Annotated in this window: 15 protein-coding genes; 9 read left to right on the forward strand and 6 right to left on the reverse strand. The window is 59.6% G+C overall.

Annotation, left to right across the window (positions count from 1 at the left end):
* Positions 1–79 precede the first annotated feature (79 nt).
* The gene (hydA, locus tag F8N49_RS14480; RefSeq protein ID WP_130929673.1) at positions 80–1519 is read right to left on the reverse strand and encodes a dihydropyrimidinase; all 1440 of its coding nucleotides are present in this window, start codon (positions 1517–1519) and stop codon (positions 80–82) included.
* A 185-nt stretch (positions 1520–1704) separates the two neighbouring features.
* On the opposite strand from hydA, the gene F8N49_RS27915 reads away from it, so the two are divergent.
* The 5 genes from F8N49_RS27915 to F8N49_RS14500 all read left to right on the forward strand — a co-directional run bounded on the left by F8N49_RS27915 (position 1705) and on the right by F8N49_RS14500 (position 7049).
* Entirely contained in the window at positions 1705–1857 is a 153-nt protein-coding gene (locus tag F8N49_RS27915) for a hypothetical protein (RefSeq protein ID WP_178116988.1), read from the forward strand.
* A 286-nt stretch (positions 1858–2143) separates the two neighbouring features.
* On the forward strand, positions 2144–3628 hold the full coding sequence (locus F8N49_RS14485) for an NCS1 family nucleobase:cation symporter-1 (protein ID WP_024013288.1): 1485 nt from the start codon (positions 2144–2146) through the stop codon (positions 3626–3628).
* Positions 3629–3764: 136 nt separating this feature from the next.
* Complete coding sequence (locus F8N49_RS14490) at positions 3765–5048, forward strand: Zn-dependent hydrolase (RefSeq protein ID WP_151551808.1); 1284 nt, start codon at positions 3765–3767, stop codon at positions 5046–5048.
* A 106-nt stretch (positions 5049–5154) separates the two neighbouring features.
* Positions 5155–6651, forward strand: coding sequence for a helix-turn-helix transcriptional regulator (locus tag F8N49_RS14495; RefSeq protein ID WP_071172794.1), 1497 nt, complete (start codon positions 5155–5157; stop codon positions 6649–6651).
* Between the two features lie 140 nt (positions 6652–6791).
* Complete coding sequence (locus F8N49_RS14500; protein ID WP_024013284.1) at positions 6792–7049, forward strand: DUF1652 domain-containing protein; 258 nt, start codon at positions 6792–6794, stop codon at positions 7047–7049.
* Between the two features lie 993 nt (positions 7050–8042).
* Here the strand turns inward: F8N49_RS14500 and F8N49_RS14510 are convergent.
* The 4 genes from F8N49_RS14510 to F8N49_RS14525 form a co-directional block, all read right to left on the reverse strand.
* Positions 8043–8810: an SDR family oxidoreductase gene (locus F8N49_RS14510; protein ID WP_024013283.1), complete on the reverse strand. Its 768-nt coding sequence runs from the start codon at positions 8808–8810 to the stop codon at positions 8043–8045.
* Positions 8811–8847: 37 nt separating this feature from the next.
* Complete coding sequence (locus tag F8N49_RS14515; protein WP_095180255.1) at positions 8848–9915, reverse strand: phosphotransferase family protein; 1068 nt, start codon at positions 9913–9915, stop codon at positions 8848–8850.
* Positions 9916–10078: 163 nt separating this feature from the next.
* Positions 10079–11047 (reverse strand): 2-hydroxyacid dehydrogenase, encoded by a 969-nt coding sequence (locus F8N49_RS14520; protein ID WP_024013281.1) that lies wholly within the window; start codon positions 11045–11047, stop codon positions 10079–10081.
* Between the two features lie 156 nt (positions 11048–11203).
* The gene (locus F8N49_RS14525) at positions 11204–11587 is read right to left on the reverse strand and encodes a tautomerase family protein (RefSeq protein WP_110645592.1); all 384 of its coding nucleotides are present in this window, start codon (positions 11585–11587) and stop codon (positions 11204–11206) included.
* Positions 11588–11835: 248 nt separating this feature from the next.
* Here F8N49_RS14525 and F8N49_RS14530 point away from each other — a divergent pair, with 248 nt between their 5' ends.
* From F8N49_RS14530 to F8N49_RS14535, 3 genes are all read left to right on the forward strand, one after another.
* The gene (locus F8N49_RS14530; protein ID WP_056789207.1) at positions 11836–12030 is read left to right on the forward strand and encodes a hypothetical protein; all 195 of its coding nucleotides are present in this window, start codon (positions 11836–11838) and stop codon (positions 12028–12030) included.
* Between the two features lie 49 nt (positions 12031–12079).
* Positions 12080–12250, forward strand: coding sequence for a hypothetical protein (locus tag F8N49_RS27920; protein WP_163032915.1), 171 nt, complete (start codon positions 12080–12082; stop codon positions 12248–12250).
* A 254-nt stretch (positions 12251–12504) separates the two neighbouring features.
* A complete protein-coding gene (locus F8N49_RS14535) occupies positions 12505–13785 on the forward strand; it encodes a serine/threonine transporter (protein ID WP_151551810.1) in 1281 nt (426 codons plus the stop codon).
* A 177-nt stretch (positions 13786–13962) separates the two neighbouring features.
* Here F8N49_RS14535 and acnB read toward each other — a convergent pair whose 3' ends face one another.
* Positions 13963–16572, reverse strand: a complete 2610-nt coding sequence (gene acnB / locus F8N49_RS14540) for a bifunctional aconitate hydratase 2/2-methylisocitrate dehydratase (protein ID WP_024013276.1) — start codon at positions 16570–16572, stop codon at positions 13963–13965.
* Positions 16573–17039: 467 nt separating this feature from the next.
* Here acnB and F8N49_RS14545 point away from each other — a divergent pair, with 467 nt between their 5' ends.
* Complete coding sequence (locus tag F8N49_RS14545; protein ID WP_024013275.1) at positions 17040–17510, forward strand: DUF1289 domain-containing protein; 471 nt, start codon at positions 17040–17042, stop codon at positions 17508–17510.
* Positions 17511–17561: the final 51 nt, after the last annotated feature.

Consider the following 17561-nt stretch of genomic DNA (forward strand, 5'->3'; position numbering starts at 1 on the left):
GGGACGCTCTGCGTTCCAATGGGACGCAGAGCGTCCCGGGCTGCATTCCCACGCAGAGCATGGGAACGATCACTAGGGGTCAGCGTTTAACGGCAGTCGGCTTATGCAACTCCGCCCGCTTGCTCAACAAATCAAACACCGCCGGGTAGGCCGGCCGTTCGATGTAGCGTCCGGCGCCGCGTTCGGCGCGCAGGTCGCCGTCGGCCCAGACCACGCGGCCCTGGCTGACAGTGTGGCTCGGCACGCCGCGCACGGTCTTGCCTTCGAAGATGTTGAAGTCCACCTGCTGATGGTGGGTCTTGGCGGAAATGGTCCGAGTGCCTTGCGGATCCCACAGCACCAGATCGGCATCGGCGCCCACGCGGATCGCACCTTTGCGTGGATAGAGATTGAAAATCTTCGCTGTGTTGGTGGAGGTCAGCGCAACGAAATCCTGCATCGACAATCGTCCGGAGTTGACGCCTTCATCCCACAACACCGCCATACGGTCTTCGATACCGGCGGTGCCGTTGGGGATCTTGCTGAAGTCGTCGCGGCCGGCGGCTTTCTGCTCGGCGCAGAAGCAGCAGTGGTCGGTGGCGGTGGTGTGCAGATTGCCGTTCTGCAGCCCGTGCCACAGCGCCTCCTGATGGCCGCGCGGACGGAACGGCGGGCTCATCACGTAGCCGGCGGCGGTCTGCCAGTCCGGGTGTTGATAGACGCTGTCGTCGAGCAGCAAGTGCCCGGCCAGCACCTCGCCGTAAACCGGCTGGCCCTTGCTGCGGGCATAGGTGATTTCGTCCAGAGCTTCCTTGGTGGAAACGTGCACCAGGTACAACGGCGTGCCGATGGTTTCGGCAATGCGGATCGCCCGGCTCGCGGCTTCACCTTCGACCTGCGAAGGCCGCGACAGCGGATGCGCTTCCGGCCCGGTAATGCCCTGGGCCATCAACTTGCGTTGCAGGTGATAGACCAGCTCGCCATTTTCTGCGTGCACAGTCGGCACCGCACCGAGTTCCAGACAGCGCTCGAAACTCGCCACCAGGGTGTCGTCGGCGGCCATGATCGCGTTCTTGTAGGCCATGAAATGCTTGAAGCTGTTGATGCCGTGGTGGCTGACCAGCTCGGCCATTTCCTCGCGCACCTGCTCGCTCCACCAAGTGATCGCGACGTGGAAGCCATAGTCCGACGCAGACTTTTGCGCCCAGCCGCGCCACTGATGAAACGCTTCCATCAGCGATTGCTGCGGATTGGGAATCACGAAATCGATAATCGAGGTGGTGCCGCCGGCCAGGCCGGCAGCGGTGCCGCTGTAAAAATCCTCGCTGGCAACGGTGCCCATGAACGGCAGTTGCATATGCGTATGCGGATCGATGCCGCCGGGCATCAGGTACTGGCCACTGCCGTCGAGCATTTCTGCGCCGGCGGGAATGTCGAGGTTTTCACCAATGGCTTTGATCAAGCCGTCAGCGCAATAGACGTCGGCGCGGTAACTTTCATCATGGGTAACAACGGTGGCGCCACGGATCAACAGAGACATTCCGGATTCCTCGCAGGCATGACCGACTTGTGCCGGTTCTAGATGTTTTATTGAAGTACAGCGGCGCAGTTCGTATTCCTGTCATCGCTGTCAGGAATAGAAACTAGTCGCGATTTCAAGAATGATCAAGAATATTTTTTATAAGCTTATAGCTCTTTCAACCTATTGATAAATAAGGATAAACAATGAAAATCACCAAAATGGTGAGGCTGCTCACCATTTTGACGCACTTGACAGGATGGAAATATGAGCAAGATTTCCTATGTGAAATCAGCCGCTTGAAGTTGTGCTGCGGTTGCGTGTTCACCGACAAAAATAAATGCAGTGCACCAGTTTGAGTCCTGACACTTCGGACAACTTGCCCGACGTTTAGCCTGAGCGTTCAGACAAGTTTTCCCGGACTCATTGAATATTCAATTAAAACTGATGAATATCAGAAAGTTGCAAAGCATCCAGTGCACCGCCCAAGCGTTCAGCGCCAGACCCGGCACGTTTATTGATGCCGCCGCTGACACCATGGCCGGTGCATGAAAGTTGTCAGTTCCTCCGGCCATCGTCCGGTTGGCGCCGTATGCGCCAGCCGCCTGATGAGCAAAAAATAATCAGAAGAACAGTGGAGCGGCCATGCAACAGACCAGATCACAAGTGACCGAGCGCGACGGCTTGTACGAGCTCGAAGCGGGCAGTGATGTCCTCGACAGTCCCCGCTACAACCACGACATGGCACCGACCAAGGTGCGCGAACGCACCTGGAACAAATGGCACATCACCGCGCTGTGGGTCGGGATGTCGATTTGCGTGCCGACCTACACCCTCGGCGGCGTGCTCACCGCCTATTTCGGCTTGAGCGTTGGCGAAGCGCTGCTGGCGATTCTGTTTGCCAACGTCATCGTGTTGATTCCGCTGACCCTCAATGCTTTCCCCGGCACCAAGTACGGCATTCCGTTTCCGGTGCTGCTGCGCTCGTCGTTCGGCATTCTCGGTTCCAACGTGCCGTGCCTGATCCGCGCGTTGGTGGCGTGTGGCTGGTTCGGCATTCAGACCATGTTCGGCGGACTGGCGATTCACCTGTTTCTCGGCTCGGTGTTCGAGGGCTGGAAATCCCTCGGCGGCACCGGCGAGGTGATCGGTTTCATGGTGTTCTGGGCGCTGAATCTGTGGGTGGTGATTCGCGGCGCCGAGTCGATCAAATGGCTGGAGACCCTGTCCGCGCCGCTGCTGGTGGCGGTGGGCATAGGCCTGCTGGTGTGGGCGATGCCCAATGTGTCGATGACTGAGCTGCTGGCGATCCCGCCCAAGCGTCCGGAAGGCGCCAGCGTGGTCAGTTATTTCGCTGCAGGGCTGACGGCAATGGTCGGGTTCTGGGCCACGCTGTCGCTGAACATTCCCGACTTCAGTCGCTACGCCAAGAGCCAGAAGGATCAGATCCTCGGACAGATTTTCGGCCTGCCGCTGACCATGTTCCTGTTCGCCGCACTGGGCGTGGTGATGACCGCTGCATCGGTGAAACTGGTCGGCGTCACCGTGTCCGACCCGGTCACGCTGATCGGCCATATCCAGAGCCCGGTGTGGGTGGCGGTGGCCATGGCGCTGATCATCGTTGCCACACTGTCGACCAACACCGCCGCCAATATCGTCTCGCCAACCAATGACTTCCAGAACATCGCGCCGAAGGTGATCAACCGCACCAAAGCGGTGTTGCTCACCGGTCTGGTCGGGCTGGTGCTGATGGGCCATGAACTGCTGAAAAAGCTTGGCCTGATCGTTTCCGACATCAGCCTGGAAACCGTGTATTCGAACTGGCTGCTGGGCTACTCAAGCCTGCTCGGGCCGATCGCCGGGATCATGGTGGTGGATTATTTCCTGATCAAGAAACAGCGACTGGACCTCGCCGGGCTGTACCGCGATGACGTGTATCCGGCGTGGAACTGGGCCGGTTTTCTTGCCTTTGGCGTGCCGGTGGCGCTGACCTTGCTGTCGCTGGGCAGCGACGCGTTCAGCTGGTTCTACAGCTATGGCTGGTTCACCGGCTCGGCGCTGGGCGGGATTATTTATTACGGGTTGTGCGTGATGCGGGCGCAGCCTTCTGCCGTGAAAACCGCGGTGTAACACATGATCGTTCCCACGCTCTGCGTGGGAATGCAGCCCGGGACGCTCCGCGTCCCAACAGCGGACGCAGAGCGTCCATGGATGAATGCCCACGCAGAGCATGGGCACTATCGGCATCAGCATTGAGGAGATCCCCATGAACGCAGCCGTAGACGTTCTGAAGTCCACCCATCAGCACATCAACCGCGATCGCCTCTGGGCCTCGCTCATGGAACTGGCCAGACTCGGCGCCACGATCAAGGGCGGCGTCTGTCGCCTGGCCCTGACCGACCTCGACCGCCAGGCCCGCGACCTGTTCGTGCAGTGGTGCAAGGACGCCGGTTGCAGCGTCACGGTCGATGCCGTCGGCAACATTTTCGCCCGCCGCGCCGGGCGCAACCCGAACCTGCCACCCGTGATGACCGGCAGCCACATCGACACCCAGCCCACCGGCGGCAAGTTCGACGGCTGCTTCGGCGTGCTCGCCGGCGTCGAAGTGCTGCGCACCCTCAACGACCTCGGCGTGGAAACCGAAGCGCCGCTGGAAGTGGTGGTCTGGACCAACGAAGAGGGCTCACGCTTCGCCCCGTGCATGATGGGCTCCGGAGTCTTCGCCGAGAAATTCACCCTCGATGAAACCCTCGCCAAGGTCGATGCCGACGGCGTCACGGTCGGTGAAGCACTGAATGCGATCGGCTATGCCGGTCCGCGCCAGGTCAGCGGGCATGCAGTCGGCGCCTATTTCGAAGCGCACATCGAGCAAGGCCCGATCCTTGAAGATGAGGAGAAAACCATCGGCGTGGTACTCGGCGCGCTCGGGCAGAAGTGGTTCGACCTGAAATTGCGCGGCGTCGAAGCCCACGCCGGCCCGACGCCGATGCACCTGCGCAAGGACGCCTTGGTCGGGGCTTCGGTGATCGTCGGCGCCGTCAACCGCGCCGCCCTCGGCCATCAGCCCCACGCCTGCGGCACGGTCGGCTGCCTGCAAGCCTATCCCGGCTCGCGCAACGTGATCCCCGGCGAAGTGCGCATGACCCTCGACTTCCGGCATCTGGAGCCGGCGCGGCTGGATTCGATGATTGCCGAAGTGAAACAAGTCATCGATGCGACCTGCGAAGAGCACGGCCTCACCTATGAACTGACCCCGACCGCCGACTTCCCGCCGCTGTACTTCGAAAAGGGCTGTGTGGAGGCGGTGCGCGGCGCCGCGAAAGGGCTGGGTCTGTCGCACATGGACATTGTCAGTGGCGCCGGGCATGACGCGATCTTCCTCGCCGAGTTAGGCCCGGCGGGAATGATTTTTGTGCCATGCGAGGGTGGGATCAGCCATAACGAAATAGAGAATGCCGCACCGGATGATCTCGCGGCGGGGTGCGCGGTGTTGCTAAGGGCGATGCTCGCGGCTTCGGCGATGGTGGCGGACAGCGAGCGTGCCGCCTAAGGTAAACACACCCACAGGGGATTTCTGGCGATTTTGAGGCCGCGGCACGATCCCGAACCGCTGCGGTCGTACTCTTCACCTAGCCGCATCACAGTGTGGAGATCCAATGAGCCAGGAAGTCCTGACCACCGAAACCAACCGTCGCCAGTTGCAGCAGATCATCGCCGGGCTGTCGGACGGGGTGATTCTGCTGGAACTCGACAAAAGCATTCTCTGGGCCAACGAAGCGGCGCTGACCATGCACGGTGTCAGCACCATCGGTGATCTGGGCAGCAACGCCGACGAGTACGCCAAACGCTTCACGCTGCGCTATCGCAACAATCATGTCTTGCCGCCGGACAACTACCCGATCAGCCGCGTCGCCCGCTGCGAGGCGTTCAATGATGTGCTGATCGAAGTCTCGTCTGTGGACGACCCGGAGCGGGTCTGGGTGCACAGCGTGCGCAGCATGGTGCTGACCGACCGCGTCGGCCAGCCCGAGTCGCTGGTGCTGATCATGAGCGACGTTACCGACTGGGCCAACGCCGAGCTGCGCTTCGAAAAAACCTTCAACGCCAACCCCGCGCCGGCAGTGATCTGTCGTCTCAGCGATTTGCGCTACATCAAGGTCAACCCGGGCTTTCTGGAAATGACCGGCTATACCCGCGATCAGGTGATCGGCACCTCGGCGTATGAAATCGATATTTTCGAACAGGCCGATCAGCGCGATCTGGCCGTTCAGCGCTTGCGCGATGTCGCGACCATTCCGCAGATGCAGGCAGAACTGCGCCTCCCCGACGGTGGCAGTAAACAGGTGATCGTTGCCGGTCAGCCGCTGCTGCTCAATGACGAGAATTGCATGCTGTTCTCTTTCGTCGACATGGAGCCCCGGCGCCGGGTCGAAGTGGCCTTGCGTCAGAGCGAGGAGCGCTTTGCCAAGGCTTTTCGTCTGACTCCGGTGCCGATTCTGATCTGCACCGCTGAAAAGCAGGAGGTCATCGACGTCAACCAGGCATTCCTCGATACCCTGGCCTATGACAGCGATGACGTACTCGGGAAAACCGTGACGCAATTGAGCTTCATCCACGATGACGGCGCGCGCACCCGGTTATTGTCGGCGTTGGCGAAGAACGGTCGGGTCGATCGGGTCGACGTGCCGGTGCGCAAGAAGGACGAGGAGTTGCTGGAGTGTGCGGTCTCGGCCGACACGGTGAACATTCACGACACGTCCTGCTATTTGCTGGTGCTGATGGACATGACCGAGCGCAAGCGCACGGAGCTTGAGCTGGTCGCGGCGATTGAAGAGGTGATGAAGGATGCGTCGTGGTTCAGCCGGACGCTGATCGAGAAGCTGGCCAACGTGAAGAAGATCAACTCGCCGCAGCTGCCCAGTGCCTCGTTCACTGACCTGACGGCCCGTGAGCGCGATGTGCTGGGCTTGATCTGTGAAGGACTGGCGGACAAGGAGATCGCCGCGCGGTTGAAACTGGCGCCCAATACCGTGCGCAATCATGTTGCCACTGTGTACTCGAAAATCGATGTGCATAGCCGCAGCGAGGCGATCGTCTGGGCTCGGGAGCGCGGTTTGTTTTCGGGAGAGTGGGGCACCAAGGGCCAGCGTTGAGGGGTGCAAATGCACTAGTTACAAGGGTGCAAATTCATGTATTGGCCAAGGCGTTGTGTTCTTAGGCTGGTGGGGTGCGGTGTAGACCATTTCGGGTTTGCGATCGTGCCCCTTTTGAAACAGTCATAGGAACAACGTCAATGATGAATCTTGCGCAGTTGCGCGCTCGGCTCGAGCACAGTTTTGCGCCGCTGGCTTGTGAGTGTTCGGTGGATGGTGATCATTCGCTGACGGTCAAGTTGTATCACCGGGATTCGGGGCAGGTGGATCTGGTGATCAGCGGGCTGGATCTGGCTTCGCTGCGTACGCCTGGGGCGGTCGAGGCGTTGGTGGATGAGTTGCGGTATGAGCTTGAGAGCAATTCCTTGCGTTCTTCGCGGGATCCGGATTTGGCTTAAGCGCGCTTTGGTCTTGGCGGCCTTTGGGCCGGCCATGCTCTGGGGGGTTGGGTGTATATCCGTTTCTGCGGGTGTTGCGGCTGGCGGTTTCGCCCTTACGGCGAGTCACCTTTTCCAAACGCCGAAAAGGTAACCGAAAAGGCTTGCTCCTGCGTTCGGCCCTCGCAGGCTCGGGTTCCTTCGCTCCGGGACTGATCCGGGCGCAGCGGCTACGGTTTGCTTCGCTGCACCTCCTTCCGCTGTGTACGACTGCGTCGTACGGTCGCTGCGCTCCCACGCCCGGATCAATCCCTCCACTCAGCCTTCCGACGTCGCCTGTGAATCAAGATCAAAAGCGGTACTCGAGCTAACGCTCATCGTGTTGGGTGGTGGGGTGGCTTGCTTATTTGATTTTGCTTTTCTGTGGGAGCGAGCCTGCTCGCGATGAGGCCCTCGCCGGCAACGATGATCTCAATCCAGCCCTCTGCCGGAAAATCCCCGCAAAACCGACAGCCAATCCCAGCCAATCTCCCCAATCCACTGGCGCTAACAAGGCGCTCAGCTATAAAGAATGAGTGGTCAGGTCTTCCGCGGCCGGTTGGGTTGCGGGAGTTTGTCTCTCTTTACCGCGGGTCGTCCTATGAATAATCTTGGGAAACGCGTATTGCCGTTGGCTTTTCTTGCAGTGTTGTTGGCCGGTTGTTCCAGTCCTCCACCGCCTGCGCCTGTCGCGCCGCCGCCACCGCCGGAACGTAGGTGTGAGGTGTTGGAGAATACTGAGGTTGCCGGGGATATGTATGTCGATGGGCAAGTAACGCGCCACATCACCACTACCCGTTGCATAACCCAATAAGATTCGCGATTCCTCGATTGCACGAAGCCTGAAACCCAGCAGTAACCCTGTGGGAGCGAGCCTGCTCGCGAATGCGTGGTATCAGTCAAAACATAGCTGACTGACCCAACGCTTTCGCGAGCAGGCCCGCTCCCACAAGGGTCAGGTATCTGCCCTGGAAATCAGGACAGGAATCCGCCATCCACATTCAGCGCCACACCAGTGGTGTAGCTCGACGCATCGCTGGCAAGGTACAACACCGCGCCGGCCATTTCGCTTGGATCGGCTACGCGTTTGAGCGGGATCTGCGTCAGTGCCTGTTTCAGAATCGCGTCGTTCTTGACCAGCGCCGAGGCGAATTTGGTGTCGGTCAGGCCGGGGAGCAGGGCGTTGCAGCGGATGCCGAATTGCGCGCATTCCTTGGCGAAGACTTTGGTCATGTTGATGACCGCCGCTTTGGTTACCGAATAGATGCCTTGGAAGATGCCCGGCGAGATGCCGTTGATCGACGCGACGTTGATGATGCTGCCGCCACCGTTTTCGCGCATCAGCTTGCCGGCTTCGACCGACATGAAGAAGTAGCCGCGAATGTTCACATCGACGGTCTTCTGGAACGCACCGAGATCGGTGTCGAGCACGTTGCAGAATTGCGGGTTGGTCGCGGCGTTGTTGACCAGGATGTCGAGGCGCCCGAATTGTTCCTTGATCCCGGCGAAGACCTGGCTGATCTGCTCCATCTCACCGATGTGGCAGGCCACGGCTGTTGCCTTGCCGCCGGCGGCGGTGATGGCGTCGGCGACGTGTTGGCAGCCTTCGAGCTTGCGGCTCGAGACGATCACATGGGCGCCTTGCTGGGCCAGCAGTTTGGCGATGGCTTCACCGATGCCACGGCTGGCACCGGAGACGAAAGCGATTTTGCCGTCGAGGTCGAACAACTGAGTCTTGGACATGGGTTTCCCTTGTTGGAAGTCTTGTTATTGGCCCGGATCAGAGGCTGGATTTCTGGATGACCTGCAGGCTCATCTGCTCCAGCAGTTTGTTCATGTGAATGAACTGCGCGAAGCGTTTGTCCTGCGTCTGGCCATGGTAGAAGCGGTAGTAGATCTGCTGCACGATGCCGGCCAGGCGGAACAGGCCGTAGGTGTAGTAGAAGTCGAAATTGTCGATGCGGATGCCCGAGCGCTCGGCGTAGTAGTCGACGAATTCGCGGCGGGTCAGCATGCCCGGTGCGTGGCTCGGCTGGCGACGCATCAGTTGCACCGGTGCCGGGTCGCCGGCTTCGATCCAGTAGGCGAGGGTGTTGCCCAGGTCCATCAGCGGGTCGCCGAGGGTGGTCAGTTCCCAGTCGAGCACGCCGATGATCTGCATCGGATTGGCCGGGTCGAGGATGACGTTGTCGAAGCGATAGTCGTTGTGGACGATGCTTGAGGTCGGGTGGTCGGCCGGCATCTTGTCGTTGAGCCAGGCTTTGACTGCTTCCCAGTGCGGCGCGTCCGGGGTCAGGGCTTTTTCGTAGCGCTCGCTCCAGCCCTTGATCTGCCGCGCGACGTAGCCTTCGGGCTTGCCTAGATCGCCGAGGCCGCAGGCGTTGTAATCGACCCGGTGCAGTTCGACGAACCGGTCGATGAAGCTTTTGCACAGCGCTTCGGTTTTCGCCGAATCAAGGCCCAGTTCCGGCGGCAGTTCAGCGCGCAGGATGATGCCCTTGACCCGTTCCATCACATAGAACTCGGCGCCGATAACGGCTTCGTCGGTGCAATGCACGTAGGCCTTCGGGCAATACGGAAAGCCGTCGCGCAGTTGGTTGAGAATGCGGAATTCACGGCCCATGTCGTGGGCGGATTTGGCTTTGTGGCCAAACGGCGGGCGGCGCAGAACGAATTCCTGCTCCGGATATTCCAGCAGGTAGGTCAGGTTCGACGCGCCGCCGGGAAACTGGCTGATCTGCGGAGTGCCGGTCAGGCCGGGAATGTGCGCCTTGAGGTACGGATCGATCAGGCTGGCATCGAGTTCTTCGCCCGCGCGGATCCGGGTGGACTGGTCAGTAAGCGCCATGCTTATCCCTTCTGCTTATTTTGGAGGCCAGACATCATTGGCTAATCTAATGGCGCGCTCGGGTGCTCACAAGCGCGGGTCGGTCTTATAGGTTAGCGTGTTGCTGGATAATCAACTTTGAGAATGGGGCGAGCAGCGGCGCAGACCGAGGATCCTGCGCGCCTTAATGCACGCGCTGGTTACTCAGTTTTGGCGGCAGGGCGACAGGCGTCAGCACCGGTTGCCCGGAGAAAAACGCCATCAGGTTCTTCCCCACCAGTTCAACGGTGCCTTGGGTGGCTTCGGGGGAGAGCCCGGCGACGTGGGGAGTCAGCACAACGTTGCTGAGGTGTTTCAGGGCATCAGGCACTTCCGGTTCGTGATCGAACACGTCCAGCGCTGCGCCGGCTATACGACGTTGCTCGAGTGCGGTGATCAGGTCTGCCGTAGCGATAACACTGGCGCGGGCGATGTTGACGATAAAACCCTTGGGGCCGAGGGCATCGAGCACGGCTCGCGTGACCAGATGTTGAGTAGCAATGCCACCGGGCGTGGCAACGACCAGAAAGTCCGAGGCTCGCGCCAGATCGGTCGGTGTTGAGCAGAACGCATAAGCGACGTCGCTGCGCACCTGGCGGTTGTGGTAGCTGATCTGCATGTCGAAACCCAGCTCCGCACGCTTGGCAATCGCCATGCCCACCGCGCCCAGTCCGAGGATGCCCAGACGCTTGCCGGCCAGCGACGGGCGCATGATTTTTGGCCATTCACCGCGGCGCACGGCGGCATCGCAGCGCGGGATGTCGCGGACCAATGCCAGCAGCAATGCCATCGCATGATCGGCCACCGACGAGGCGTTGACTCCGGCGCCATTGGTGACGGTGATCCCTCGGTCGCTGGCCGCTTGCAGGTCGACCTGTTCATAACCTGCACCGATCACCGTGATGATTTTCAGGGCGGGCAGGGCGCTGATCTCTTGCGCAGTCAGGCCCAGTGGGCCGCGAGTAAGCACGGCATCGATGCGACTACCATGAGTGGCGATGGCTTGCGCGCGTTCGGCTGGCGTTGGTGCAAGAATCAGGTGGAAACCCTGATGCTCGAGAATCGGCAGATAGTCATTGATCGTTTCAACCAGTACCAGAACGGTTGCGGGCATTGCGCGGCTCCTGTGATTGGCGGCGGGTGGGTCGCGAAAGTCGACTCAGAGTGCTGAATCCGCAGCGGCTTGGCAATCGTTGCATTCACGCAGTGGTGCTTTGATTCTGGACGGGTTCGTGGAACAAGCAAGTACGCAGGCATGGCGCACGACCCATCAGCTGACGTATTGCGCAACACCATTACCGAACGACCAGTTCTCTTTCTTCACCTCCAGCAGATTGATGAACACATCCTCCAGGCGAATGCCCAGTTGCGCATGCAGTCGCTCGGCAATGGTTTTGAACAGCAATTGTTTCTTTTCCACGCTGCGCCCTTCGCTGATGGTGATCTGGATGAACACCACGCCGTCGCTGCGCTGGATGCCGAGGTATTGAGGGTCGTACACGAAGTGCTGACCATCGTGCTCATTGAGAATCTGGAAGTTGTCGTGTTCGGGGACATCGATACAGCTGCGCAGGGCGGCGTAGATCTGTGCGCCGATGCGCCTGGCGAAAGTGGGATCGGGATTTTGCTGGATGTCGACGCGGACCAGTGGCATGGGAGGCTCCTTGGGTTATGGCTTCTCACACGCTAGATCAAGGGCAGGGTTCTGGCAGGTAATTGGTCTGGAATATCGCAAATTCCGTGTATGAGGCGGCTTACGTGACTCGCGGATTTTGCCTACGGGAATGGCAGATGCGTCTGCTGGTCAGCGTGAATGGAACAGTTTGATGATAAGGGCATGACGATAGCCGTCGATGTGCATGCAAATGCTGGCACCGATCCGCCAGCAGCCAAGGAGGGCAAATGTTCCATAACGATCGCGAAAATCTGGAGCTCGACAGGCTGGAAAACGAATCAAGGAAACTCGTGGCTGAATGGAAAAAGCTTCAGGCTGAAGAGAAAAAGTTATCAAGGGAGACGAAGCTCTATCCAATTGCAGTGTTTGGTGGAGTCTTGACTGCAATCACCGCAGTGGCAGGGTTTTTCTTCAAGTTGTGAGTCTTCATGCTTCACGACCGTCAGGCGCATTATTCAAAGGTTAATCAGTATGAGCACATATGACCGTAAGGCACGACTGGAGCAAATTGAGCGAGAGTTCGCAGAATATGACGAAGCGGTGCGCAACAGAGACAAGCGCGAAAATGGCAAGCTCTGGTTGCTCTTCGGCTTCGGGCTGTACTGCGTTTTATTGGGTTTCATGCTCGGCATATCGCTCTAGGCGCATTCGATGACGCATGGGTGGGTGCAAAACGTATCCGTTTGCGGCATCTGACGTATCCATAAACGACCTTGTTTTTTCCATAAACGACCATCCTTGGATCTGCTCCGCACAACCATTCCTCAGCTAAGTCTTTGCTTGCATTGATTTATCACGGAGAATCGCGCCCCTGTTTCGGCCGGAGCATGTCTGTCGGTTTTTTCCGACGCGTCCTGACCGAGTGGCAAGTGACCGGAAAGCGGAGATCCGACCGGATGAATGATCAGGCCAATAGCCTCGAAAAGCGCTTCGACGCAGCAGCACCCGCTGAACTTTCGAGCTGGAATCGCCAGGACACCACCTGGATGCTGGGACTGTTTGGGACGGCCATTGGCGCCGGCACCCTGTTTTTGCCGATCAACGCAGGATTGGGTGGCTTCTGGCCGCTGGTGATCCTCGCGCTGCTGGCATTTCCGATGACGTTTTACGCGCACCGTGGCCTGACCCGTTTTGTGCTGTCCGGTCGCGAAGGCGCCGATATCACCGAAGTGGTCGAGCAGCATTTCGGTATCAAGGCCGGTGCCTTGATCACGCTGCTGTACTTCTTTGCCATCTTCCCGATCCTGCTGATCTACAGCGTCGGCCTGACCAACACGGTCGCCAGCTTCCTCGAACACCAACTGCACATCACGCCGCCGCCGCGCGCGTTGCTGTCGTTCGTGCTGATTCTCGGCCTGCTGGCCGTGGTGCGTTGCGGTGAGCAAGCGATCGTCAAGGCCATGAGCCTGATGGTCTATCCGTTCATCGTTGCGCTGCTGTTCCTTGCCGTGTACCTGATTCCGCACTGGAACGGCGGCATCCTCGCCACCGCGTCGCAAGTGCCGGCGCCGTCAGCGCTGCTGCACACGCTGTGGCTGGCGATTACGGTGATGGTGTTCTCGTTCAACCATTCGCCGATCATCTCGGCGTTCGCGATGGACCAGAAGCGTCGTTACGGTGTGCACGCCGACGAGCGCAGCTCACAGATCCTCGCGCGCGCTCATGCATTGATGGTCATTTTGGTGCTGTTCTTCGTATTCAGTTGCGTGCTGACCCTGTCGCCAGAGCAACTGGCTGAGGCGAAAGAGCAGAATCTGTCGATCCTGTCGTACCTGGCCAACCACTTCAGCAACCCGACCATCGAGTTTGCGGCGCCGTTGATTGCGTTTGTGGCGATCTCCAAGTCGTTCCTCGGTCATTACATCGGGGCCAGCGAAGGCCTCAAGGGTCTGATCGTCAAGAGCGGCAGACGTCCGGGCGCCAAGGCGCTGGATCGCATCGTGGCGGCGTTCATGCTGGTGATCTGCTGGATCGTCGCGACGCTTGATCCGAGCATCCTGGGTATGATCGAAACCGTCGGTGGGCCGGTGATTGCGGCGATTCTGTTCCTGATGCCGATGTACGCGATTCGCAAAGTGCCAGCGATGGCGCGCTATCGCGGTCAGGCGTCGAACGTGTTTGTCATGGCGGTGGGACTAGTGGCGATTTCGGCGCTGGTTTACAAGCTGGCTGTCTGACCTGTCACTGATGACTGATCGTTCCCACGCTCTGCGTGGGAATGCCTCTCGTGACGCTCTGCGTCACGCTTGGGGACGCAGAGCGTCCGGGGCTGCATTCCAACGTGGAGCGTGGGAACGATCAAAAAAAACGCCGCTCATCTCACGATGGGCGGCGTTTTTTATTGCCTTGCAGCGTTAGGCTTGAACGACCGGGATCTTGGCGTTCGCAGCAGCTTCACGGAACTCGGCGATCTGGTCGAAGGACAGGTAGCGGTAGACATCGGCCGCCATGCTGTCGATCTTGCCAGCGTATTCCATGTACTCCTCGACGGTCGGCAGGCGACCCAGGATCGAAGCAACGGACGCCAGCTCGGCCGAGGCCAGGTAGACGTTCGCGCCGTCGCCCAGACGGTTCGGGAAGTTACGGGTCGACGTCGAGACCACGGTGCTGTTCGGCTCAACGCGTGCCTGGTTACCCATGCACAGCGAGCAGCCTGGCATTTCCATGCGTGCGCCAGCCTTGCCGTAGATGCCGTAGTAGCCTTCTTCGGTCAGTTGGTGAGCGTCCATCTTGGTCGGCGGCGACAGCCACAGACGGGTTGGCAGCTGACCCTTGACCTGATCCAGCAGTTTACCGGCAGCGCGGAAGTGACCGATGTTGGTCATGCACGAACCGATGAACACTTCGTCGATCTTCTCGCCAGCAACGCTGGACAGCAGACGGGCGTCGTCCGGATCGTTCGGCGCGCAGAGCACAGGCTCGTTGATCTCGGCCAGATCGATTTCGATGACTTCGGCGTATTCGGCGTCGGCATCGGCTTCCATCAGTTCAGGATTGGCGATCCAGGCTTCCATCGCTTGAGCGCGGCGTTCCAGGGTACGCGCATCGCCGTAGCCTTCGCCGATCATCCAGCGCAGCAGGGTGATGTTGGACTGCAGGTACTCGGTAATCGACTCTTTCGACAGCTTGATGGTGCAACCGGCAGCCGAACGTTCGGCCGAGGCGTCGGACAGTTCGAACGCCTGCTCCAGGGTCAGACCTTCCAGGCCTTCGATTTCCAGGATGCGGCCGGAGAAGGCGTTTTTCTTGCCTTTCTTCTCGACGGTCAGCAGACCGTTCTGGATAGCGAAGTACGGAATGGCATGAACCAGGTCACGCAGGGTGATGCCAGGTTTCATCTTGCCTTTGAAGCGCACCAGGATCGATTCCGGCATGTCCAGCGGCATGACGCCAGTGGCAGCGGCGAACGCGACCAGACCGGAACCGGCCGGGAACGAGATGCCCATCGGGAAACGGGTGTGCGAGTCACCACCGGTACCGACGGTGTCCGGCAGCAGCATGCGGTTCAGCCACGAGTGGATGATGCCGTCGCCCGGACGCAGGGAAACGCCGCCGCGGGTCATGATGAAGTCAGGCAGGGTGTGGTGGGTGGTCACGTCGATCGGCTTTGGATAAGCCGCGGTGTGGCAGAACGACTGCATCACCAGATCAGCGGAGAAGCCCAGGCACGCCAGGTCTTTCAGTTCGTCACGGGTCATCGGACCGGTGGTGTCCTGAGAACCCACGGTGGTCATCTTCGGTTCGCAATAGGTGCCAGGACGCACGCCCTGGCCTTCTGCCAGACCGCAGGCCTTGCCGACCATTTTCTGCGCCAGGGTGAAGCCCTTGGTGCTTTCAGCCGGAGCTTCAGGCTTCTTGAACAGATCGAACGCTGGCAGACCCAGTTCGGCGCGAGCCTTTTCGGTCAGACCACGGCCGATGATCAGCGGGATACGACCGCCGGCACGGACTTCGTCCAGCAGCACCGGGGTTTTCATTTCGAAAGTGGTGATGACTTCGTCGGTACCGTGCTTGCAGACTTTGCCGGCATGCGGGTACAGGTCGATCACGTCGCCCATGTTCATGTTCGACACGTCGAACTCGATCGGCAGGGCGCCGGCATCTTCCATGGTGTTGTAGAAGATCGGAGCGATCTTGCTGCCGAAGCAGAAACCGCCAGCGCGCTTGTTCGGTACGTACGGGATGTCGTCGCCGAAGAACCACAGCACCGAGTTGGTCGCCGATTTACGCGACGAACCGGTACCGACCACGTCACCGACGTAGGCGATCGGGAAGCCCTGGCCGCGCATTTCTTCGATCTGCTTCATCGGGCCGGTCTTGCCTTGCTCGTCCGGAACGATGCCGTCACGGGCCATTTTCAGCATGGCCAGGGCGTGCAGCGGGATGTCAGGACGCGACCAGGCGTCTGGCGCAGGAGAGAGGTCGTCGGTGTTGGTTTCGCCGGTGACCTTGAATACGCGCAGGCTGATCTTGTCGGCCAGGACCGGGCGCTTCTTGAACCACTCGCCGTCAGCCCAGGATTGCAGCACGGCCTTGGCGTGAACGTTGCCGTTCTTGGCTTTTTCCGCGACGTCGTGGAAGGCATCGAACATCAGCAGGGTGTGCTTGAGTTCTTCGGCGGCGACTGGCGCCAGCTCGGCGTCGTCCAGCAGTTCAACGAGGGTGACGATGTTGTAGCCGCCCTGCATGGTGCCGAGCAGTTCTACAGCGCGTTTCTTGTCCAGCAGAGGGGAGGTGGCTTCGCCCTTGGCCAGGGCAGACAGGAAACCGGCCTTGACGTAAGCGGCTTCGTCCACTCCAGGTGGTACGCGATTGGTGATCAGGTCAACGAGGAAAGCTTCTTCGCCAGCCGGAGGGTTCTTCAGCAGCTCGATCAGGCCTGCTGTTTGTTCGGCGTTAAGCGGCTGGGGAACGATACCCAGGGCTGCACGCTCTTCGATATGTTTGCGGTAGGCTTCAAGCACAGTTATTACCCTCATCAGTGGTCCCAAATGGGTGTCCGGGACGCTCATCCCGAAATTGCCGTACTCATGCGCCTCACGACGTTGTGGGTCGTTCGGCCAGAATTACCGGCAATTCCTTACAGAAGCTGCTTTCAAAGTTTTACGCCTGCAGAACGGGGAGCTGATGAGGGTTGGCGTTGGGCTTTTCCCCGCTGGAAAAACCCTTCGCCAACACCGCTCTGAAGGAACGACTGTGCTCGTGACGCTTTGAAAACAGCTTCTAACGGACATTGGCGCCTTAAAAGGCTGGCTGATTCTACGGCAAAAAAAATTTAAAGGTAAGTCGCGCTCTATTGGACTTTCGTGGCAATCAGCGCGGCCGGAGTAAACCTGCGACGCGGGCGAGACCTTGCTGTTTGAGGGGTGATCAATGCCCGACAAAGGGCTAACATGCCGGCCTGTTCCGCGTTTCAGTGTTCTGCCCATTTATGCCCAATCAGACCATCAAGACCCCCTGCGTCGGCCTCTGCTCCACCGTTTACGGTGACCTGGTGTGCCGTGGCTGCAAGCGTTTCCACCACGAAGTGATCCATTGGAACGGATACAACGAGGAGGAAAAGCGTGCGGTGTGGCTGCGTCTGGAGCAATTGCTGTCACAAGTGATGGCAAGCAAAGTCGAGATCTTCGATCCGGCGCGCCTGCGCGAGCAGCTCGAACAGCGCAAGATCCGCTTCGTACCGCATCAGTCGGAATATTGCTGGGCCTATCAGCTGATTGCCCGGGGCGCGCGGGTGATCATTAATCTTGAGGCGTACGGGATGGTATTGCTGCCGGAGTTCCGCGACTGGAACCTGCCGGAACTGCGCGATGCCATTGATCGGGAATTCTTCCTGCTGTCGGAAGCGCATTATCAGCGCTACATCGCCCCGGGCTTTCTGAAAGACGCCTTCGGCGCCTGAACAGCAAAAGCTTCGCGAGCAGGCTCGCTCCCACAGGGAAATGCATTCCAG

The organism is Pseudomonas sp. GXM4, assembly GCF_008923895.1.
Classification (GTDB): Bacteria; Pseudomonadota; Gammaproteobacteria; order Pseudomonadales; family Pseudomonadaceae; genus Aquipseudomonas; species Aquipseudomonas atacamensis.

Coding starts and splice junctions, on each gene's coding strand:
- hydA (WP_130929673.1), bottom strand. CDS start 1,519: ATGTCTCTGTTGATCCGTGGCGCCACCGTTGTTACCCATGATGAAAGT.
- F8N49_RS27915 (WP_178116988.1), top strand. CDS start 1,705: ATGAAAATCACCAAAATGGTGAGGCTGCTCACCATTTTGACGCACTTG.
- F8N49_RS14485 (WP_024013288.1), top strand. CDS start 2,144: ATGCAACAGACCAGATCACAAGTGACCGAGCGCGACGGCTTGTACGAG.
- F8N49_RS14490 (WP_151551808.1), top strand. CDS start 3,765: ATGAACGCAGCCGTAGACGTTCTGAAGTCCACCCATCAGCACATCAAC.
- F8N49_RS14495 (WP_071172794.1), top strand. CDS start 5,155: ATGAGCCAGGAAGTCCTGACCACCGAAACCAACCGTCGCCAGTTGCAG.
- F8N49_RS14500 (WP_024013284.1), top strand. CDS start 6,792: ATGATGAATCTTGCGCAGTTGCGCGCTCGGCTCGAGCACAGTTTTGCG.
- F8N49_RS14510 (WP_024013283.1), bottom strand. CDS start 8,810: ATGTCCAAGACTCAGTTGTTCGACCTCGACGGCAAAATCGCTTTCGTC.
- F8N49_RS14515 (WP_095180255.1), bottom strand. CDS start 9,915: ATGGCGCTTACTGACCAGTCCACCCGGATCCGCGCGGGCGAAGAACTC.
- F8N49_RS14520 (WP_024013281.1), bottom strand. CDS start 11,047: ATGCCCGCAACCGTTCTGGTACTGGTTGAAACGATCAATGACTATCTG.
- F8N49_RS14525 (WP_110645592.1), bottom strand. CDS start 11,587: ATGCCACTGGTCCGCGTCGACATCCAGCAAAATCCCGATCCCACTTTC.
- F8N49_RS14530 (WP_056789207.1), top strand. CDS start 11,836: ATGTTCCATAACGATCGCGAAAATCTGGAGCTCGACAGGCTGGAAAAC.
- F8N49_RS27920 (WP_163032915.1), top strand. CDS start 12,080: ATGAGCACATATGACCGTAAGGCACGACTGGAGCAAATTGAGCGAGAG.
- F8N49_RS14535 (WP_151551810.1), top strand. CDS start 12,505: ATGAATGATCAGGCCAATAGCCTCGAAAAGCGCTTCGACGCAGCAGCA.
- F8N49_RS14545 (WP_024013275.1), top strand. CDS start 17,040: ATGCCCAATCAGACCATCAAGACCCCCTGCGTCGGCCTCTGCTCCACC.